This is a genomic window from Drouetiella sp., assembly GCF_059504425.1.
The window spans coordinates 1-21,225 of sequence record NZ_JCACIN010000096.1 but is presented as its reverse complement, the minus strand read 5'-3'; the positions used below and the strand labels follow the sequence as shown (position 1 = coordinate 21,225).

At 49.9% G+C, this 21,225-nt stretch carries 17 protein-coding genes; 11 read left to right on the top strand and 6 right to left on the bottom strand.

Annotated features, from left to right (window positions below):
- Positions 1-247 precede the first annotated feature (247 nt).
- Together AC5JMP_RS22570 and AC5JMP_RS22565 are read right to left on the bottom strand one after the other, a co-directional pair.
- Positions 248-1,468, bottom strand: a complete 1,221-nt coding sequence (locus AC5JMP_RS22570) for a hypothetical protein (protein WP_495853750.1) — start codon at positions 1,466-1,468, stop codon at positions 248-250.
- 136 nt (positions 1,469-1,604) lie between these two features.
- Positions 1,605-3,149 (bottom strand): calcium-binding protein, encoded by a 1,545-nt coding sequence (locus AC5JMP_RS22565; RefSeq protein ID WP_495853749.1) that lies wholly within the window; start codon positions 3,147-3,149, stop codon positions 1,605-1,607.
- Between the two features lie 114 nt (positions 3,150-3,263).
- On the opposite strand from AC5JMP_RS22565, the gene AC5JMP_RS22560 reads away from it, so the two are divergent.
- The 4 genes from AC5JMP_RS22560 (at position 3,264) to AC5JMP_RS22545 (ending at position 9,447) form a co-directional block, all read left to right on the top strand.
- Positions 3,264-3,485 carry a hypothetical protein gene (locus AC5JMP_RS22560; RefSeq protein WP_495853748.1) on the top strand — a complete coding sequence of 74 codons (222 nt, stop codon included), beginning with the start codon at positions 3,264-3,266 and terminating at the stop codon, positions 3,483-3,485.
- A 380-nt stretch (positions 3,486-3,865) separates the two neighbouring features.
- Positions 3,866-4,645 (top strand): peptidylprolyl isomerase, encoded by a 780-nt coding sequence (locus AC5JMP_RS22555; protein WP_495853747.1) that lies wholly within the window; start codon positions 3,866-3,868, stop codon positions 4,643-4,645.
- 68 nt (positions 4,646-4,713) lie between these two features.
- Complete coding sequence (locus tag AC5JMP_RS22550) at positions 4,714-7,929, top strand: peptidase domain-containing ABC transporter (protein WP_495853746.1); 3,216 nt, start codon at positions 4,714-4,716, stop codon at positions 7,927-7,929.
- 72 nt (positions 7,930-8,001) lie between these two features.
- Positions 8,002-9,447 carry an HlyD family type I secretion periplasmic adaptor subunit gene (locus tag AC5JMP_RS22545; protein WP_495853745.1) on the top strand — a complete coding sequence of 482 codons (1,446 nt, stop codon included), beginning with the start codon at positions 8,002-8,004 and terminating at the stop codon, positions 9,445-9,447.
- A 4-nt stretch (positions 9,448-9,451) separates the two neighbouring features.
- Here AC5JMP_RS22545 and AC5JMP_RS22540 read toward each other — a convergent pair whose 3' ends face one another.
- Positions 9,452-10,393: an RluA family pseudouridine synthase gene (locus AC5JMP_RS22540; RefSeq protein WP_495853744.1), complete on the bottom strand. Its 942-nt coding sequence runs from the start codon at positions 10,391-10,393 to the stop codon at positions 9,452-9,454.
- 970 nt (positions 10,394-11,363) lie between these two features.
- On the opposite strand from AC5JMP_RS22540, the gene AC5JMP_RS22535 reads away from it, so the two are divergent.
- From AC5JMP_RS22535 to eno, 4 genes are all read left to right on the top strand, one after another.
- Positions 11,364-11,651 (top strand): TrkA C-terminal domain-containing protein, encoded by a 288-nt coding sequence (locus tag AC5JMP_RS22535; protein WP_495853743.1) that lies wholly within the window; start codon positions 11,364-11,366, stop codon positions 11,649-11,651.
- Positions 11,652-11,737: 86 nt separating this feature from the next.
- A complete protein-coding gene (locus tag AC5JMP_RS22530; RefSeq protein WP_495853742.1) occupies positions 11,738-12,322 on the top strand; it encodes a hypothetical protein in 585 nt (194 codons plus the stop codon).
- Positions 12,319-13,764, top strand: a complete 1,446-nt coding sequence (locus tag AC5JMP_RS22525; protein ID WP_495853741.1) for a hypothetical protein — start codon at positions 12,319-12,321, stop codon at positions 13,762-13,764. The genes AC5JMP_RS22530 and AC5JMP_RS22525 overlap by 4 nt, the downstream gene beginning before the upstream one ends.
- 318 nt (positions 13,765-14,082) lie before the next feature.
- Positions 14,083-15,363, top strand: coding sequence for a phosphopyruvate hydratase (eno, locus tag AC5JMP_RS22520; RefSeq protein ID WP_495853740.1), 1,281 nt, complete (start codon positions 14,083-14,085; stop codon positions 15,361-15,363).
- A 329-nt stretch (positions 15,364-15,692) separates the two neighbouring features.
- Here the strand turns inward: eno and AC5JMP_RS22515 are convergent, their stop codons facing one another.
- Entirely contained in the window at positions 15,693-16,214 is a 522-nt protein-coding gene (locus tag AC5JMP_RS22515; protein WP_495853739.1) for a DUF4174 domain-containing protein, read from the bottom strand.
- Positions 16,215-16,348: 134 nt separating this feature from the next.
- On the opposite strand from AC5JMP_RS22515, the gene AC5JMP_RS22510 reads away from it, so the two are divergent.
- The 3 genes from AC5JMP_RS22510 (at position 16,349) to AC5JMP_RS22500 (ending at position 18,017) form a co-directional block, all read left to right on the top strand.
- Entirely contained in the window at positions 16,349-17,014 is a 666-nt protein-coding gene (locus AC5JMP_RS22510) for an SDR family oxidoreductase (RefSeq protein ID WP_495853738.1), read from the top strand.
- A gap of 81 nt (positions 17,015-17,095) precedes the next feature.
- Positions 17,096-17,347: a hypothetical protein gene (locus AC5JMP_RS22505; RefSeq protein WP_495853737.1), complete on the top strand. Its 252-nt coding sequence runs from the start codon at positions 17,096-17,098 to the stop codon at positions 17,345-17,347.
- Positions 17,348-17,636: 289 nt separating this feature from the next.
- Entirely contained in the window at positions 17,637-18,017 is a 381-nt protein-coding gene (locus AC5JMP_RS22500; RefSeq protein WP_495853736.1) for a VOC family protein, read from the top strand.
- 61 nt (positions 18,018-18,078) lie between these two features.
- On the opposite strand, the gene AC5JMP_RS22495 is transcribed toward AC5JMP_RS22500, so the two are convergent.
- Both AC5JMP_RS22495 and AC5JMP_RS22490 read right to left on the bottom strand, forming a co-directional pair.
- Positions 18,079-18,750, bottom strand: coding sequence for a glutathione S-transferase (locus AC5JMP_RS22495; RefSeq protein ID WP_495853735.1), 672 nt, complete (start codon positions 18,748-18,750; stop codon positions 18,079-18,081).
- A gap of 55 nt (positions 18,751-18,805) precedes the next feature.
- Positions 18,806-20,701: a S9 family peptidase gene (locus tag AC5JMP_RS22490; RefSeq protein ID WP_495853751.1), complete on the bottom strand. Its 1,896-nt coding sequence runs from the start codon at positions 20,699-20,701 to the stop codon at positions 18,806-18,808.
- Positions 20,702-21,225: the final 524 nt, after the last annotated feature.

Sequence of the window (21,225 nt, the reverse complement as noted above, 5' to 3'; positions counted from 1 at the left end):
AGGGCTTAACTTTATGACTCGTATTATATGTTTCCTCACATTAAATTGGTATAAGCAAAACTTGACTTCGCTTAGGCAAATATTGGCGTTGAGTACACAAAACTTGATTTCGCTTCTTGATGTATAGATTGTGCTCAAGCGAAATCTAATTACAGATACGCCAATCTTGATATTGAGAAGGCAAAACTTGATTTTAGGCTGAAGTTTTCTAGTGTGGCTCAGGCGTGGATTGAATTGTAGATTGCCTCTAAAACTTATTTACCAGCTTTTCAGTAGCGCTCTTACTCCAAGACATTTGGGTTGAAGCGCTTAGGGCAGATTGCAAGATAAGACCACCTTTAAGACCCGGCGTTCTGCTGAGGGGAGATAGCAAATCAATGGGCGGTAGCGCCATCCAGTTCTCAGGGGCGATCGAGCCAGAAAACAGAGGTATAGATGGAACAGAGGATGGCTCAGGGATTAAGTCTGGCGTGCTGCTATCAGGAGTGATACTAGGGGCACCATCAACGTTACCGCTAGAGTTACTTCCTGAATCAACGGATGGTTGGGGAACACTAGAAGAGGTGGGTATTGCCGGATCAAGGGCAGGGGGTGCCCACTCTAAAGGTACATATTCGGGGCTAAGAAGGCTTCCGGGTGCGCTGGGTGCAGTCTTGTTTGAGATGCCGCTGTCTGGCGTACCGCTAGGCATTGTCTCCATTCTGACCGGAGAGCCATCAGCAAATAGAGCAGGAGGCTCTGCCCAAGCCAAAGCCTGAGTGCGATCGATCAGCAGACCCGGAGATTGGGAAGAAACGGGTAATGCTGCACTCAGATCGGCTGTGGAGGGCATAGCAGGAGCTACAGCAGAATTATTAGGAGGTACAGCGCTAATCTGTACTAGCGTCTTGTCGGTACTATATAAATTTGCTGTAGCCTGTTGCAGCATTTCCTGTGCAGGAGAACTTTGGTAGAGCATCGAATCTTTTAGCAGGGTCAAAGAAGACATAACGCCTTTCCAATCGCCTTGCTTTTTGGCAGCAGAGGCTTGACGCAAAGCCGTCCATTCTTTTGCCCAACGCTGCTGTAATTCTGTTGCCCGATCGTAGCGCTGGCTAGTAGATGGAATTGCCTTGAGCATCCATATTGCCATTCTCATATTTGCTCGTTTGTACTGACTGCTAGCACGCTGAAGCAATTCTTGAGTCCAATCTTCCTGAAGCTGCTGAGCTTCTCCATAGGACATACTGTTCCTAGGAATTCCAGCAACGGTATTAATCGCCTCTGCCAGCTGATCGCGAGTTGCAACCGATCGCGCTTTCGTCAACAGGCGATCGTAAAGTCCTTCTATCTCTCTGGGTAAGGGCTTAGAATCCGGCTCTAACTGAGCGGCTAGAAGGGTGAGATTAGAGATAGATGGATTTGTCCAGCTATAGAGTGCCACTGCGGAAGAAACGATCGCCCCGCTACCAACTAGCCAACGGTTCATAATAAAAACTCCCGAAATAACAGATTGATGGACTCACGTAGATAGGACTTATGCATCTGCCTTCTAAATTCCCCAGTTATTGATGTTTATTGTTTGAAAGGTGCGCAGCGCACCTTTCAAACAATAAACAAAATCCTTAAACGATGTTGAAGTTAGTCGCCGCAAAGCTAGCGATGTTAGTCAATCCTGCTGCACCCCTTTGGTTGTCTAAATTAGCCAAGACGCTAATATCGCCACCATCACCCAAATCTCTGGAATACACCAGTCGGGTCAGACCTAGCGTGGTGTTGAAGTAGGCAAATACGCCCGCATCGGCGGTCACGGCATTGTTGTTGGCGATCGCCCGCGCCGCGCCCCCAGCAGCCGCAAAGCCATCGGTCAGGACAATCACATTGCCGTTAGCCAACTGAGAAGCTGCTGCCTTTTGAAAGTTGATGGCGCCGATACCTAGATCGGCACCGTCTAGGGTGAACTGGTCTTCTGCGATCGTAAAGTCGGTGATGATATCCGGCTGGTTCAAGGCGTTAATGCCCGTCGTGCCTGCGGGAGCTGGAGTGCCATTGGCAAAAACATTGCCCCGGTAGACAAACTGATCGCGCCCGCTGCCGCCTGTCATGTTGTCATTACCAGAACCACCCACCAGAAAATCATTGCCGTTGCCGCCTGTGAGGGTGTCGTTGCCCACTCTGCCATCGATCGAGTCATCCCCACTGCCACCGCTGAGCTGGTTAGCGCCAGCATCTCCAAACAGCACATCGCTATTGCTGTCCGTGAGTCTGCCCGCAGCGCCATTCACTAGATTAAAGTTGGCGATCGAGAATTGCGCTAAGTTTGCCTGTCCTGCCGTTCCTCGCTGGTTGTCCAGATTGGCAAGGACACTAATATCGCCGCCGCCACCCAAATCTGTGGAGTAGACGAGCCGATTGAGCTGTAGGGTTGTGTTGAAGTAGACAAACACGCCTGCGTCCGCCGTGATGTTGTTGTTGTTGGCGATCGCCCGCGCCGCAGCCCCGGCAGCAGCAAAGCTATCCGTTAGGACAATCACATTACCGTCAGCAATCTGGGAAGAAAGCCCTTTCTGAAAGACCACGCTATCGATACCGAGCGCCTGGGCATCTAGCGTAAACTGATCTTCGCCGATCGTGAAGTCTCTGATAATATCGGGTGCATTCAAGACGCTGATGCCCGTGGTTCCTGCCGGAGCCGCCACGCCATTGGCAAAGACGTTGCTGTCGTAGGCAAACTGGTCGCGTCCGCTGCCGCCCGTCATGACATCTGCGCCAGCGCCACCTGCCAACAGGTCATTGCCGCCGCCGCCAATCAGCGTGTCAACTCCCAATCCGCCATCTAGGGTGTCGTTGCCGTTGCCGCCATCGAGCTGATCATCTCCAGCTTCACCAAACAGCATATCGCTACCGTTGCCGCCAGACAGGCGATCGTTGCCGTTGCCCCCCATCAGGATGTCGTTGCCAACATCGCCAGACAGGCGATCGTTACCGTTGCCCCCCAGCAGAGCATCGTCTCCGCGTCCGCCGTTAGCTGTATTATTTCTTGCATCTCCAGAAAAAACGTCGCTGCCTGCAAAACCAACAAATCTTTGGCGGCCGCTAGATCGCCTGACCTGGTTGTTCTGTAGCAAAGCCAAAAGTGCGTCCAGCCCTTTTTGTGTGGTAAGGCTCATAGTTGTCTCCTGGTGATTAGTTTAATTGCAGAGGTAAATCTGAGTACGAGTCACAAACTCAAGAAGAAATGACTCAAGCATCATCCGCTCGATCGCGCTACTTGACATGAAAAGGTGACAGCTTCGAGTTCAAATCGGGTGAATGAACCGATCGCAAAACTAGACTCAAATCTGTGCCATGTGAATGTTAGCATTCACACGGCGCGATCGATTCGAGCGATCGCTTTAAGAAATATGGATTTGAGGACAGCGATACAGATCGACTCAGTGAAATTTGACTCTGTGAAACTCAACTCAGTCAAGCCTTTGAGTTGGCTAATTGAGCAAATAGAATAGCTGAGCTAAATGAAGTCTTGGTTTGGCACTTGCGCATCTTTTTGAGCGCGGCACTCTGCCCATTATATCTAAACTTCACCCATCGTCAATGGGAAAAAGCAGTTTTTCTGATTAATTAGAATTCTAAATCGCGATCGAGTTCTAATTAATGGATAACGCGGATGTAATAGGCTATAAATAGATAGGTTAAGCCCGAACGGTTTGGGTGCCCTACTGGTTTTAGAAGGTTTTAGTGTCTGCTCAAGGGTATCTGCTGAGAGAGGTCTGCTCAAGTTATATAGCTGTCGCTAGCTTGCTCCGTCCTAACCGCCTTGGCGGTTGCTATATCCGTTGTCTATTGCTCACAAAAGCTTGCTAGTTCGCAATCTTGGAACACAGTTATGGGTATTCTGAAAATTGGCGATCGCCTATTTAGCAGCGATCAGGTGGTTTCGGCTTTGGTGCAGTATAAGCTGCTGGAAACGCTGGTGGGTCAGGTGGTGCTAGACAAAGTGGTTGAGGAAATTTCTTTGTCTGAGCAGGAGGTGTTTCACGCTTTAGTTGGGCCTACAGATGTGGCGATACCCGAAGATTTTCACGGTTTTTTGGCGCAGTGGTGTCAGCAAAAAAGCGTGACGCCCGAATACTTTAGCGCCGTGATGCTGCGGGATTTGCGCATTGAAAAATTTAAGGAGATGGGTTTTGCCAATCAGATAGAGTCAGAGTTCTTGCGCAACAAGCTGGACTTCGATCAGGTGGAATATTCGCTGATTCAAATGACTGATTTGCTGCTGGCGCAAGAGATTTATTTTCAGCTTCGAGATGATGGCGCAAGCTTTGAGAAACTGGCTCAGGCGCATTCCTTAGGCAGCGAGCGCGTTGCAGGCGGATGGGTTGGCCCAGTTGCTATGTCTACCCTACCTGCCGATGTCGCCATGCTGTTTCGCAGCGGCGCGCCCAAAGCCATCTATGGTCCCATGCCCGTCGGCGATCGCTTCTGGATTGTGCGGCTAGAGCATTTGATTAGCGCCCGACTCACTGAGGCAACCCGTAGCAGCTTGGTGAATCGTTTATATACCCGCTGGCTTCAGTCTCAGATTCAGGCCGTCACCTCTACGCCGGGGGCGATCGCCATACAGGCCGAAACTGCACAATCGGCTCCCGTGGCTTCCCTAACGTGATCCTAAACGTGATCCCAATAAATATATTTCCCTAATTGATAGTCCCTTCTCGAAGGAAGTGAAAAACTATGGCTGAGATTGATGCCCAGATTACGCTATTTCTTCGCAGTTTCTTTGATGCCTGGCCATTCAATGCCGTTCCCACTGCCATGCGCAAGCAGGTCGCTCGGAAGCTACAGCTTTGTTCCTTTCGAGCCGGACAATTTCTCTATCAGCCCACGGAGCTGCCCCTAGCCGTTCACTGCATCGTGCAGGGACAGGTGAGAATTCTGGGGGCAATGTCCTATCAAAGTCCGACTTTGGCGATCGTTGGCAAAGGCGCTGTCGTCGGCTGGGATGGCTTGCTGCGACGGGTAGCGGGCGGCTCTGCTCGTGCCGTCTTGGGAGAAGAAGAGGAAATCTTGACGGTGGCAATGCCTGCGGACGTGTTTGAATCTTTGGCACTCCAGCACTTGATGCCGACTTTGATGGAGCGGGTTAGCCTTGCGGAATTATTTGATACGCTGTCCTGCTTTTTGTCGTCGATGCCGTCTCGGTTCTCAGGCGTCAACCTCAAAGATGTGGTGCAGTATATCGAGCAAGAGCAGCTTGCCATCGTGCAGTCCTGGTATCCCAATCAGCCCGATCGATTTTTTGCCCCTTCTTCTGCTGACCAAGTTTGGTTGGTGAGCGGTGGTGCGCCCATCAATATGGCGATCGGCACACCTGTCAATAGCCCCCATCAGCTCCAACAAATCCAGCCTTCTCTTTTTCCGGTTCGCTTACTCGGCATTGAGCGCAGCTTTTTGGCTTCGGCACTCTTGAGCGGCGCGATTCCAACCGACGAGATCGATGAGTCACGGCTGCTTCCAGGCTCAGATTCAGGCTCAAATTCAGGCTCAAATTCAGGCTCAAATTCGGGCTCAAATTCAGGCTCAAGCCAGCCTCCAATTGTCGTCCATACCGACACGCGACCGGATGCACGACCTAATAGCCCTAAAGACTCCCATACTTCTGCATTGACTCCCACCACGGCGCTCAGCGGTGCATTGAGTAGCGCTATGAAGGTCGCGGACGCAAAGCATAGCGCAATGAGTCGTGTCCCCACTAAAGAGCTGCCGCGGACGCAAAGTTATCCGATTCGTCGATCGCCCTCTCCTGACCGGGTAGAAGATGCGATCGCCTGTTTTGGCATGGTCTGTGAGTTTTTACAGGTGCCCTACCGCCCAGATAGCTTACGTAAATTGCTGAAGCAGCGATCGATCGAGCAGTTTGAACCGCTGGATCTGTGCGTGCGGGTGGGTCAAGCTGTCGGGCTAAATGCTCAGATTGTTCACTTTACGCCCACTATCGGCGGATTAAATCGGCTCAAGCTTCCGGCGATCGTCCGCTGCCAGGATATTTTGACGGTCGTTTATGAGGTGACGGCAAAAGGGGCGGTGATCGGGTCGCCTCGCACGGGGCTATTGCAGCTATCGCCTGACCAGATTGCCTCACGCTTGATCCCCGATAGCCCTGCCTCGCTGAGTAGCCCGACTGCCACCTGTGAGGCAGTCATCCTGGAGCGTCTGCCCCGCACCCCCACAAAACGATTTGGATTTAGCTGGTTTATCCCGACGCTGACGGCACAGGGCGGTATTTTATCTCAGGTCTTGATTGCCTCTGTGTTTATTCAGGTCTTGGGTCTGGCAAATCCACTTCTAGTACAGCAGGTGATTGATAAGGTGATTATCAACGCCAATATCGGGGTGGTGCCGATGTTTGGAATGCTGCTGATCTTATTTGCGTTTTTAGAAGGAGTGCTGACCATTCTGCGCATGTATTTATTTGCCAGCACGACAACTCGGCTAGATCTCCGTTTAAGTATCGAGATCATTCGCCATTTACTGCATCTTCCTCTTAGTTTTTTTGATAAGCGCCCGGTTGGAGAATTGTCCTCACGTCTCTCTGAGCTAGAGAACGTACGTCAGTTTTTAACGGGGACAGCACTAACGGGCGTTTTAGATGTTTTATTTTCCATTATGTATATTGGCGTGATGCTTTTGTACAGCCAGACTTTGACCATCTGCGTTCTCTTAACCGTTCCTATTATCGTTCTCTCAACCTTGGCGGTTGCCGCTATTCAAAAAAGGCTGATTCGGGTCAAAGCCGATCATGGGGCTAAGGTGCAGTCTTATCTAGTGGAAGTTCTCAGCGGTATGTTCACCGTCAAGGCTCAGAACATGGAGTCTTTGGTGGAGGCGACTTGGCGCGATCGCTATGTCAACTATCTCGGCAGCGGTTTTACCACAGCAACCGTCAGCACAATCTTTGCCTCGTTCAATCAATTCCTCAATACCACCAGCAGCTTTTTGGTGCTGTGGGTCGGCGCAAGTTTGGTTCTAGAAGGAAAGCTGTCTTTAGGTGGGCTAATTGCCTTTCGGATTCTTGCGGGATATGTGACTGGCCCGATGATTCGGCTGGCGGGGCTATGGCAACGCTTCCAGGAAGCCTCACTTTCAATGGAGCTATTGGCAGATATTGCCGACGCAACGGCTGAGGAATTGCCGGAGGGTGCCGATGTGCAAATGCCGCAGATTCAGGGGCGCGTCCAGTATAGCGAGGTTACCTTTGGGTTTGCTCCCGGACAGCAGCAGCTTTCTAACGTCAGCCTCGATATTGCGCCAGGATCGTTTGTTGGGGTCGTGGGTCAAAGCGGGTCTGGGAAAAGTACGCTGATGAAGCTGCTGCCTCGGCTGTATGTGCCCAACTCTGGCAGTATCTCGATCGACGGATTTGATGTCAATAAGGTAAAGCTGGATTCCCTGCGGCAGCAAATCGGCTATGTGCCCCAAGACGCAGTGCTGTTTGAAGGCACGATTCGAGACAACATTGCCCTGTTTGGCGACTTGACCGACGATGCGGTGATTGAGGCAGCTCGAATTGCCGATGCCCATGATTTCATCATGCAGCTTCCCCAAGGCTACAGCACAAAGGTAGGTGAACGGGGCGGCACCCTTTCTGGAGGACAGCGCCAAAGAATTGCGATCGCCCGTACCGTCGCCACCGATCCGCGATTGCTGGTCTTCGATGAGGCGACTAGCGCCCTAGACTACGAAACAGAACGCCGCGTTTTTGATAATCTAATGCGTCAATTTAGCGATCGCACGGTATTCTTCATTACGCATCGCCTCAATACTCTGACCAGTGCAGATTGGATTCTCTTTATGGAGTCTGGCATCTTAGTAGAGCAGGGTACCCACCAAGATCTAATGATGCGTCGTCAGCTTTACTACTGTTTGTATGCACAGCAGTCTCGCCTGTAGAATTCTTGCGGAATTGTTTACGCCGCGCATCTATTTTATCGCTTACCTCACTCAATCTATTTTGGAGAAATTATGCGTCTGAAGCAACTCTTGAGCTGGCAAACGGCGATCGAAAAAGTAGAGCAAGATATGGATATGGGCGGACTGAATCTGCCACAGCCTGCTGCCTGGACAAAACGCCTGATTTTTGTGATTTTGCTGGGTCTCACCGCTGCCGGAACTTGGTCTGTGGTGGCACGGGTCGATGTGGTGGTTGCTGCTCAGGGCAAGCTAGAGCCATTGTCGCAGTCTCAGGCGGTTCAGTCTAAAATTGGCGGCGTGGTGAGGGTGGTGGCGGTGCGCGAGGGTCAGCGCGTCAAGCAGGGACAGCTCTTGCTGCAACTCGATAAGGCAGAACTTCAAAATCAGCTCCAGACGTTACTTGTGCAGCGAGAGCAGTTTCTCACCGAAATGGCGGTTTTGCGGCAGGCAACCCAGGGTGTTTCTGCTAGCGCCTTGATCCAAAGTGGAGCCAATATTTCACCAGAGTTGATCAATCGAGTGGAAACGCGATCGCTCTTAGTCGCGCAAATTTCGGGCGATCCTAGCAATCTCAGTCCAGAGCAATTTCAGCGATACAATCTGTTTCAGCAGCAGGTGCAGGATCGGCTTGCCATCAATGATCTTCAGGGTTCAAGTTTGCAGGCTCAGGTCGCTTCTACTGAATCGCAATTGTCCCAGACTGAGTTTCAGCGTGATGTAGAGCAAAAATTGGTGAGTCAATTGCAGCCCCTGCTAGAGCAAGGCGCTATTTCTCGCACAGAGTTTTTGCAGCGTGTGGTTGGGGTGAATGCGCTGCAAAGTCAAGCTAACCAGGGCGATCTGCAAAGAAGTCAGCTTCAGCTTAACCAGATTCAGACACAGGTACAAACTAGACAGCAGATTAGTGCAGACTATCAGAATTTACAGAGCCAGCTGGCGGCGCTAGATGCTGAATTTGATGCCACGATCAAAAATAATCAGCGGCAGTTGGTTCAGGTTTCTTCTCAGCTCAATCAGATTCAGCTCAACTTGAAGGATCAGGATATTCATGCACCCGCAGATGGCGTTGTGTTTAACTTGGGGCCTAAGCTGCCCGGTATGGTTGCCCAACCTGGACAGGTCTTGCTTCAGGTGGTGCCTAGCGAGAATTTGACGGCGCGTGTCCAGGTCGCCAATATCGATATCGCCAACATTCGCCAGGGGATGCCTGTTGATGTGCGGATTGATGCCTATCCCTTCACAGAATTTGGAGCGGTCAAGGGCACCGTTTCTCAAATTGGTAACGAGGCAGTGAAAAATGAGCAAACGGCAGGGCAAGCGGTCTTTCCTGTGGAGGTGCAGATTGATCAGCAGTTTCTAGCAAGCCGAGCAAAACCGCTGACCCTCACGCCCGGTATGACCTTGGTTGCCAACATCAAGGTGCGATCGCGTGCCCCCATTAGCTACGTTGCCGATGAGCTGATTCGAGCCTTTGATGGAATGCAGTCGATTCGTTGAAGCTTCAGCAAAGCTGACTGGGCGGGGGGCAAATCGCGCTCATCACCTCACCTGTCCGAGGATGGTGAAAACCCAGATGATAGGCATGAAGGTAGTAGCCGCAATCTCCCGGAACCGCAACTTTTTCGGCTTCCGGCTGATAGGGCAAGCCGCCAACTCCGTACAGCGGATCGCCCAGGAGCGGATAGCCTGCCGCCGCTAGATGAATCCGAATTTGGTGGGGTCGTCCGGTGAGAATGGTGACTTCCAAAAGGGTGGTGTCGCCGTTTCGCCTTAAAACTCGGCACTCGCTCTGGGCAAATTGTCCGTCAGGCGTTGCAGCATAAATGTAGCCCAGAACCGGATGGGGAACCTTGCCGATCGCATCCGTCACGATCAGCCGATCGGGAAAGCCTCTGCCTACCAGCGCCCGGTAGGTTTTCTGGATCTGACGATCGCGCATTTGCTGGCTCAGATGAGACTTGGCAAGGGGCGATCGCGCCATCAGCATCAGTCCAGACGTGCCGCGACCCAAGCGATGAATCGGTACAGGCGTGCCGGGATACTGGTCTGCGAGATACTGGTCTGCGGGATATTGGTCTGCGGGATACTGCCGCTGTAGCTGTCGCAGCAGGGTATGTTCCAGAAAACCGCCTCCTGGCAGCACGGGCAGTCCGGAAGGCTTAGCCACGATCAGCAAATCTAGGTCTTCGTAAAGCACCTCGAAGGAGAGGGGCACCTCTGGCTCTTCCCAGGGCGGACGCTGATAGGTCAGCCGCTGTCCGGGACGCAGAATTGTATTAGGTGCGGCAGGACGGTCATCGAGCAAAACCTGTCCTGCCGAAATTCTGTCCTGCCACTCTTCGGGACTAGAGTGAGGGTATCGCTGGCTATAGTACGCCAGAAGGGTTAGCCCTGCACCAGAGCGATCGACCTGTTCTCGATAAGTCCAGCCCTGATTGAGCAATGTCTCTCCTTCAAATTATTTAGCAGTTGCTTTACGTCTGCGTCTTGCTGTAGAGCCTAAGCCTCCTAGCACTAGGCAGCGTACTAAGCGCCGCAGGTTCGGAGTCATTAGGACTTGCCCTGATGGTTTCTGGATTCTCAGGCTTAAAACACTACAAAGGAGAACTACTGATTCTCGCTATTTTAGCGCTCCTTGCAAAAAAATCCTTACCCAGATTAAACAATGCCTACGATCGGAAAAGAGCCTTTACTGGGGACAGTAGTCAGGACAATTGAGCGCTTGTTCAGTCAGAACTATAGAAGGATGTACCGCACAACGAAGATGCTGATTTCTACTGAAGAATCGACAAGTTTGACAGGGAAGTTCAAAGGGATCAGCCACTCTTATTTTGCCCTCTTTCTCTTCATTCCTACAAAATGCAGAAGCGGTAAGAACCACAACCCCAAAAATAGATGTGAAGCAAAGGCAAGCCAGTAATATTGCCGTGAGAGGTGCTGCGTCAACAGGCGATCGTGCGTAATTTTCTGCTGTTCTAACCCGCTCAGCATCTATTAGAACAGACTGCTCTAAACGATCTTCAGATGAAGGAAACTGATTAGATATTAGAATGCGCAATCCAGACTCTTGCTGATTAGTATCTTCAATCTCAATCAAGATGGAATTTTTCACTTTAGAAAAACTGAAATCTACTTGGGGCAGGGATTCTCAAGAAATGTTTGTGGGAAATTTTGAGCATTGTCCTGCGTCATCTCATGGATTCACAGTTTCTAATAATCTAATAGACTCTCAAGAATGGCAAGGTATAGATAGGTATAAACAAAGGCTAAACACAATATATAAAAATTAGGGAGCGTTTATAAACGTTTAGTTCAAAACTATACCGCATTGATATATCAAGATCTATATTCCCTATCGCTTGTGAAGTTGGATAATAGAAACATGATTTCCAAAAGGACGGAAACGGTTAATTATGTTCAAGCATCGAAATTTTAACGAGTCAAATTTGGTTGAAGTTACAATCACCTTCAGTAGCTATTTTTGTGGTATCGCCTTAAGTGACATCGCAATTCCTGAGTTCTGCGTTGTATTGGGCTTAGTGCGAGGAGGTGAGGTTATTTTAGCCAGTGCTCAACCTAGAGTTCATTGCGGAGATCATGTTTTGGCAATCGCGCTTAATCCGACTCTGATCCCAGCCCTCAAAGTGGCTTTAAGGAAGACTCATCTTGTTCGATACACGCTACAAGACTGCCAAATCTAGGTGGCTTCAAATGCCAATTTATCCCACTTCATCTTGCAGCATTACAGGGTACAGAATTACAAGCTACGGGGTTACAAGTTAGAAATATGCCTTTAGAATCAGAACCCAGTCGAAGTAGTAAAGCTGAGATCTATTTTCTTTCGAGTCGTGAGCCTGATCCTCAGATGATTGATGACTTAGATGGCACAATCACAGCTCACTTTAAAGGCGGAGTTAAAGATATTCATCGCCAAGGCGCTCAAATTGCTTTCACTGAGACTGTGTTCAGTGGTGAAAATACCATCAAAGCTTGTCATCTTATTCCAACTGAATCGATCGTGGTCATTAATGCGCCTATCTTGCTGCAAAAAGCTTGGTTAGATGCGGGAGTGCACACTTTATTGATTCCTCAAATTAAGCAAAAAATTGGTAAATGGCGCGGCATTGAGTACAAATATTGCGGGCTGCTGCGAGTCCATAAGGTTGAAGTTGTGACCTCCCAGTGGGCTGCACCTCATAATAGCGAACAGGAGACTAAGCAGACGATCGCTCAGTCAGATCCAACCACGAAAGATGTCGTTACAGGGCAGACGCTGAGTCTCCTTAATTTTTTTGGGCTGCCCTCAGCTCAGCAAGTCGGTTCTCATTCATCTAATTCCATATCTAATTCCATAGAGTTGAAAGCAACGTGAAGACTAAAGAGACAATTTTTGTTATCCCGACCTATCGTCTTAGAGATGTCGCAGAAACGATCGAAAAGTATGATGACAACTTTTGGGCAAATGGACATGCTCCAAAGATCATGGTTTTTGATGATTCAAGCCTTGCCAATCATGAGAAGTATTACCCGCTTCTAGAACAAACCAAGACGGTCAACGACGTGTTCTATGTGGGACCGCGCGAGAAAGAGCAATTTATTACCCTTCTAAATGAAAGATTACGCGATCGCAAGCTTGAATCGCTCGTTAGGAACCTGTTTCGTCCTAGCTATGGTGGCAACCGCAACTTCACTTTGATGTATACGCTTGGACATTTAATGGTGAGTTCAGATGATGATATGCGACCCGATGCCTTGATTGAAACGAGTCCAGAATCTTTATCATCGGACGAAGTCTGCCGAGGTAGGCTGTTCAAGTCTTGTGAGAGTGGTTTTGTCCATCGGTCTTTTGACTTGTTGACCGCCTTTGAGGATGTTCTGGGTCAACAGGTCAGTCAAGTCCCCGATAACTTTGAAATTGGGGAACTTGTTGTGGATACAACGATGGATTTAGAAACCAACACAACACAGGGCTATTTTCGAGAGAACTCTCTCTTGCTACAGCAGGGAGAAATTTCAGAGAATGCTGTCGTGAAAATGGCTCAAACCTTTCGGACAGGAACTAATGACATTGACACGCTAGACTTTGTTCACATGTACCTCAATAACGAGAGTCAACTGAGTCCAGATGAACTGAACGAGGTGTATGTCCTTGTCAATTTTCGACCCGTAGTGACTAACAAAAACTGGCGGATGGACTGTGGCGTAGCTGGCTATGACAATCAGCTTGGCTTACCACCCTTCTTTCCCACAAGGCTAAGGTTTGAGGACTACATCTATAGGCTTTGGATTCAGCAAGAGGGTATTGCGGCAGCGCATGTTGACGCTGTGCAAAATCATGTTAGAAACAACTACATGCGGAATCCGTTAGTGAGCGAGATTTTCAACGAGGAAATCTCTAACTTACTTAAGCGAAAGATTAAGGATAGTATCTACTGTTTAGATGATCTGGGAATTCAGTTTGGCTACATGGGTGAAGTCACTTTACAAGATTCGGAAGAAATTCTGCAAAAGATTTCTGCTATCCATCAGCAGGTTGTGAAAGCAGCAAATGCTACACAGGATGAAGACCGCAAGCAATCTCTTCAGCTATTTGCTGAAAATATATCGAGAGTGTTTTATGGATTTGAACCAGATTTTTTCCAGCAGAATGTTTCCAGGATTGTGGATGACGTAGTTAGCCAGTTTCATGCTGCTTTGGAAATATGGCCAACGCTTGTTGAAATCTGCTATTTTCAGAAAGACAGAAAAGACTTGCCTCAAGTTAGGGTTGAAAATAAGAAACTAAAGTCTCGGAACGGTAGGAAGTCTGCCTGATTGTCTTTATAGTTCAGCCACAGTTACCTAGATTGGTTCAGGTTGAGGTGCCATGGGTGCCATCAAATTCAGCAAATCATCAACTGCAAAAGACTCCTAAAACGCCGATTATCGTCGGCTTCGAGTTTTAGCAGTCTAAAGCTAAGTGCTATTTCTGGGTGCATTCTCTATTTTTTAGAGATCTGATTGAGTTTGCCTCGTCCGATGATGATAAATTAAGCGCCATAGATTAAAAGAGTCCGAAGCGATCGGAAACCAGTGGCTTCTTCTGGTTCAATCTATTAGTGGATAGGTACCCTAATTTAAGGAATTAATTCTATGGTGGCGATCGCATCCATTCATGGCAGAGAAATTCTCGACTCTCGCGGCAACCCCACGGTAGAAGTGGACGTTGCGCTGGAAGACGGTAGCAAAGGCAGAGCCGCAGTGCCTTCGGGAGCCTCAACGGGGAGCCGGGAAGCGCTGGAGCTACGGGACGGAGAAAAGCGCTATGGAGGCAAGGGAGTTTTGAAGGCCGTTGCCCATGTGAATGAAACCCTGGCTCAGGCGCTCAAAGGAGCCGATGCAGCAGATCAGGCGGCGATCGATGGCAAGATGCTGGAGCTAGACGGCACAGAGTATAAGTCCAACCTGGGGGCAAACTCGATCTTGGGCGTGTCAATGGCGGTGGCGCGGGCTGCGGCTGAATCGGCGGGCTTACCGCTCTACAAATATCTAGGAGGCGAAAGCGCCATTCTGCTACCCGCCCCTTGCTTCAATGTTCTGAATGGCGGTGCCCATGCTGACAGCAGCGTGGACTTCCAGGAATTTATGATGGTGCCGATCGGGGCTGCTACCTTTCGGTTGGCTCTAGAGATGGGCGCAGAGACTTACCATGCGCTCAAGTCCATCCTGAAAAAGAACGGTTACAGCACAGGAATTGGTGATGAGGGTGGCTTTGCGCCTGACCTCAAATCTAACGTAGAAGCCGTGGAGCTGATTTTGCAGGCGGTGGAGAAAGTCGGCTTGAAGCCGGGTGAAGATGTGGCGATCGCCCTTGATCCAGCAACTACCGAGCTATACCAAGATGGCAAGTATGTGTTCTCCAAATCGGACGGCAGCAGTAAGACCGCCGCAGAAATGGTGGAGATGTGGGCAAGCTGGGTGGATCAGTACCCGATTATTTCGATCGAGGATGGGCTGTCGGAGCAGGATTGGGACGGCTGGAAGCTGCTAACGCAGAAATTGGGTGGAAAGATTCAGCTCGTGGGGGACGATGCTTTTGTCACCAATCCTAAGATTATTAAAGAGGCGATCGCGGCTGGGGTGGGCAACAGTACGCTGATCAAGGTCAACCAGATTGGCTCCATTACCGAAACGCTGGCAGCCATCAGCATCTCGCGAGACAACGGCTACACCTATATGATCAGCCATCGCTCTGGGGAAACCCCGGATGACTTTATTGCTGATCTGGCAGTTGCCACCGCAGCCGGACAGATCAAGACAGGTGCGCCCTGCCGAGGTGAGCGCCTGTCGAAGTACAACCAGCTCTTGCGGATTGAGGAAGAGTTGGGCAGCAAGGCGCAGTATGCAGGTGGATCGAAGTTTAAGAAGTCTTAACGGCTGAATCTTTTGGAGTTTAGACGACGCTGCTCACTTAAAGGATGAGCGTCAAAATCCGCCCTCGCCCAGATCCCTTTCCCGTTTTGGGAAGGGGATTTGGGTGGGGGCTGCTCATTTCTCTGTAATCATCGCCAATTTGCTCAGGACATTTAGGGCGGGGCGCGAAGCGCCCCACCCTAAATGCCCCCGTCTTAACCGCCTTGGCGGTTGCTATGTCTATAAGGTTTGCGTGAAATTACAGGGCTATATCTTAATTAACTAAGCGGCTTCTGTAGTGGGATAGGCACAACACCGGGCTTGATTCCAGTTCACATTTCAGCAGACGCTCATCGCATTTCTTGCTGACGCATGGGCATTGCGTCGATCGTGCTGAAAATATCGCTCAGGTCAACTGGCTGAGAAAATCGCTGCTTTTCAGTCCCATCTTTGCCCACTAAAATTACGGCAAAGTCTTGCGGAGCAACGCCAAACTGATCCCTCAAGCGATCGGCAGAGGCAGCCGACATGGGCTGTCCATTCACTTGACTGGCTCCGGTTGCCAACACTTCTACGAGTTTAAGGTCGCGTTCTTGCATACCCTCGCTGCGAGATTGCCATGCCTGCTGCTGTTTCTGGTAGAGCGGAGATTGCTCAGATGGGGCAAAAATGAGCAAGATTCGATGCTGCCACTGCTCGTCACTCAGGTTGAAAGTCACGTCTGGCTGAGTAGAAGTTGCCACACTGTTAATTACAGATGCGGCAAGTGGTACTGAGGTATTCAAGAAATCATTGCTCATAGGAATAGTTTGAGGATTGGAACAGGCTGAAGAAAGAAGTAAAACACTGCCGATCGCGACTAATCTCTGCATAGCTCAAACTTGCGGTAGCCTTTTTACTGTAGTGCGATCGCCGTCCACTCCGACTCATTCTAAAGTGGAAATTCGTCAGTCATCACCAGTGCCCGCAAGCGTCGCATAACATTCAGACAGGAGGATTGAGATTGATGGCAACCTATTTAATCACAGGCGCAAATCGTGGGATTGGTTATGAGTTCTGCCGTCAGCTTCAGGCGCGTGGAGAAACCGTCATTGCAGTTTGTCGGACAGCGGATGATGCTTTGAAAGCGTTGGGCGTGCAGGTTGAGGAGGGCATTGATATTACCTCTGATGCTTCTGTTGAAGATTTAGCAGAGTGCCTGGGAGAGACGGGGATCGATGTTCTGATCAACAATGCCGGAATCCTCAAGCAGGTGACATTGGAACACCTCGACTTTGACAGCATTCGAGAACAATTTGAGGTGAATGCCTTGGGCGCATTGAGAGTGACCCATACGCTGCTGCCTCGCTTCAGAGTTGGTGCAAAGGTCGTGTTGATGACCAGCCGCATGGGATCGATCGCCGATAATACTTCTGGCAGCTCTTACGGCTACCGGATGTCGAAGGTGGCATTGTCCATGGCAGGAAAGTCCCTGGCTCATGATCTCAAACCGCGTGGCGTGAGTGTCGCCATTCTGCATCCTGGTTTGGTGCAGACTCGCATGACAAACTTCACGAGGGGCGGCATCACACCAGAAACCTCAGTCAAAGGATTGCTAGCTCGAATCGATGAATTAACTTTGGACAACACAGGCACCTTTTGGCACAGCAATGGCGAAGTGTTGCCCTGGTAGAAGCAACTTCAACGACCGCTTTGACTGGAGCGGCGATCGATAGCACTAAAGTGTTAAATAACAATTTCACCCAAGAAAACAATGGATAACTACACGCCTGTTAGCTGCGACTTTCACGATGAGTTAGAAGCGATCGCCACGCTGCGCCAGACTTGCCGGATTGTCTATCAGACTGAAGCCAATGCTACTGCCGAGATTGAAGGACGGATTGTGGATGTGTATGCTTCTAATCACGCTGATTATGTGAAATTAGAAGATGGCACCGTTATCCGATTGGATCGCGTTGTTTCGTTGAATGATAAACGGGTTTCCTCCAGCACAGATGGCAAGTGAATCAAGTTCAGGCATAGGATGATTGCACCTAGTGCCGAGTAGCTGCAAAGGCTATTCTGCTCACGCATTCACAACTTTAGAAGTTCAAAACTGAGCGATCGCATTTCTCATACCAATTTGAATTGGAACCACGACAGATCCCGGTACGGGCTTGGCAATGCCAAGCCCCTTCTGAGGTTCGATGTGCCCACAAATTCGTTTAAATCGATATCACTATGATGGCTAGAATACATTACTCTTTAATAGAACTAATGTACTATAACTGGGTTGCTTCATTCTGGAGATGAGTATGCAAAATGCAATCAATTGGTTTGAAATCCCGGCGACTGACTTCGATCGCGCCGTCAGTTTTTACAGCGCTCTGCTGGGGGTGGAGATTGAAAAAGGGGAATTCATGGGAGAGCCGCAGGCGTTCTTTCCCGCTAGTGAGACAGGCGCGGGTGGAGCCATTGTCCAGAGCCAAAGACTTACACCTTCTACTTCGGGTACCTTAATCTATCTGAATCTAGGAGATGTTCCTCACCTAGAGCAAGCATTAGAGCGGGTCGAGTCTCAGGGGGGCAAAGTCTTGATGCCGAAAACGGATATCGGCGATCCTGGGTTCATTGGTATTGTGCTCGATACCGAGGGCAACCAAGTGGGCTTACATGCACTGAGAGCCACTGTGTAGATCTAAGAACCGCTGTCGGGATCAACTGACGATCGCTCCCGACAGCAGACACCAGCCAAGTTCAACTCAGAAGCTCATACAAGCCGCCCCGCTCCAATGCTTTTTGATAGGCTGGACGGCTGTGAATGCGATCGAGAAACGCCATCAGTTTGGGTCGGCTGGCATCTAAACCTGCCCGCATCGCAGCGGCTTCCAGCGGGAAGCTCATCTGAATATCTGCTGCGGTAAACTCATCGCCCACGAACCAGAGGGCTTTTCCAAGCTCTGCCTCTAGATAATCTAAATGCTGAGTAATCTGAGGGGCAATGAATGAGCTTTTGACGCTGCCGGATATGGCGCGGGCAATGGGGCGCACGAAAAATAGCATGGGTTCCTGCTCAAGGCGATCGAACACCAGCTTCAACAGCAGTGGGGGCATGGCAGACCCTTCTGCATAATGTAGCCAGTAGGTATAGCGCAGCCGCTCTGGCGTTCCGGGTGGAGGTGCAAGGTGTCCTTGCCCATAGCGATCGACCAGATATTCCACAATGGCACCCGACTCTGCCAAAACCAGATCGCCATCTGTAATCACGGGTGACTTGCCGAGCGGATGAACCTGACGGAGCGATGCAGGAGCCAGCATGGTTTTTGGGTCATGCTCATAGCACTTCACCTCGTACTCTAAGCCGAGTTCTTCCAGCAGCCAAAGCACGCGCTGAGAGCGGGAGTTGTTCAAGTGGTGGACGATGATCATCAGATTGGGTTCTCCAACAGAGGAAGGATACGGGTACTCCGTTGCGGTAAATAAGTCATTGCCCTAATTGATTCAGCAGGAACGTTTGGAGGAACATGACTGTGGCATAGAACTGGAAGTCTACGTTCTTCTTTTTGGAAAATCCATGCCCCTCATCTTTTGCCACCAGATACCAAACCGGAACCTGGTTCTGCCGCACAGTGGTGACAATTTGCTCAGCTTCATTGAGCGGCACTCTTGGATCATTGGCTCCATGAATCACAAAGAGTGGCTTTTGGATCTGGGCAGCATTGTTGAGCGGAGAAATCCTCAGCAGAAACGATCGCATCTCTGGATCGCGCTCATCACCATACTCCACTCGCCGTAAATCGCGCCGATAGCTTTCGGTCTTCTCTAGAAACGTAACAAAGTTGGAGATTCCGACAATATCAATGGAGGCTCGAATCCGATCGCTGTAATGGGTGGCTACCGCCAGTGACATGTAGCCTCCGTAGCTGCCGCCTGTGACTAAAATGCGATCGCTATCTAATTCAGGACAAGTTGCTATCCAATCCAGCAATGCACCAATATCTTTAACGGAATCCTCTCGCAGATAGCCATTGTCAAGTTTCAAAAACGTCTTGCCATAGCCCGAAGAGCCACGAACGTTGGGAAACAGCAAGGCTACCCCTAGTTCATTTAAATAGAAGTTGCTGCGTCCCAAGAAGGAAGGGCGAGACTGTCCTTCGGGTCCACCATGAATATTGATCACAACCGGGCGCTTGCCGCTGAATCGAGCGGGAGGCAGATAGAGAAAGCCCGAAATCACGCGCTCGTCAAAGCTTTGCCACTGCACTAGCTCTGGCTCAGAAAAAGTGTCGGTGTTAAGTCCTCCTGTTTCACTTTCTGTCCACCTCTCTACCATGCCCGTCATGACATTGAGCGCATAAACGTCAGCACTGGAGCGAGCCGATATTAGGGTAAATCCCAGGTCTTGATTGTTCTTGTGCCAGTTGAGTCCGTAAACTTGACCCACGGGTAAGGCAGGCAAAGGCAGCTCTTGCCTCGTTGCAGTATCCAATAGATGTAGAATGCTGGCTCCGTCTTCGTTGGCGGTAAATGCCAAGATGCGACCATCGTGGGAAAGCCGCAGTTGTTCAATATCCCAGGGAATATCCTGGGTTAGATAGGTGTACTCTTGGGTGCTCAGATTGAAGTAAGCCAGACGCAGGAACTCGGAGTCCCGATCGCATACCACGTACAGCCCCTGACCTGATTTGTCGAACACAGCCGCCTGGTAGGACACTGTCTCCTCTGTTCTGGGCGTTAACAGGGTTTTATCTCCCGATCGAACATCCACGATCCAAAGGTAGGATTCAGTGATGGAGATATATTCACTCACCACAATTTGCTGATCGGTGGTTGCCCAGTCTAGCGGGAACCAGCCACCTCCCTCGACTGTGCAGAGAAGGCGATCGCTGTCCGGATGCAACGGATTAATGAGATACAGATCCGTATCTTTGCCAGTGCGGCGGGTGGAGGTGTAGACCATCTGTGTGCCAGCATTTGCCCAGATGCCGCGACTATTTTTTGAATGACCATCCGTGAGCAGCGTCATTTGCCCCGTTGTCAGATCGTAGCGATAGTTCTGGCTAAACTCATTGCCGCCAATATCTTTGGCAAAGACAAAATAATCGCCGTGAGTCGGCTGATAGGTGGCTCCAGAGACGCGTTCTGAAAAGAAGGTGAGCTGTTTTCGGCTGCCCAGCGGAAACTTGACCTGATGCACCTGAGCGGTGTCTCCAAAGCGAGTGAAGATCAGCATTTGGCGATCGATCGGATGCCAGCTTGCCAAACTGGCAGAGCGAAACTCGGTGTAGCGATCGACGGTCGCGGCAAGCGTGGCAGAAATGGGCGGAATGCCGTCTGACACCAAGTTTTCGTTGGGTTTAATCTCAATGTTTTGTAGGATATGCGCTGCTCCTCAGCCTGGAAGGACGATTAGTTTTCGCCATTTATGAAATACCAATGCCCAAGCTTATAGTACAGAAAAGCCATGAGATGAACAATTCAGGCTCTGTAGCTGTTTGAGAAAGGTATCCAGAGAAAAAGGCTTGAGAAGTTCACTGCTATTGATTTTCATCTCCAGAGAGCTAAAGTGACCCTGGCGCAGACTTTGCAGCATTCTGCCCTGGATTATCTCTCTGAAGCCGTTACGAAGCAATCCTACAAGCGGGTGAGATTGAATGACTCGCTGTACATAACTCGCTGTACACAAGACTTGTACAGTGACTAATTAAATGTCGTCGAGACAAATTAGTGTCGTCGAGTTATTCCCTTCTATGATAAGGCTTTCAAGCATTTGAAAGGTTAATTACGCTCTATAAGGACTCTCTGACCAGTGACAAGTTAAGTGTCGCTTTCCAGAAAAATGACAAATTAGATGGGCTCTTCCCAACTTTTGGTGATCTTACGGCATGATCAAGATATCCCTCG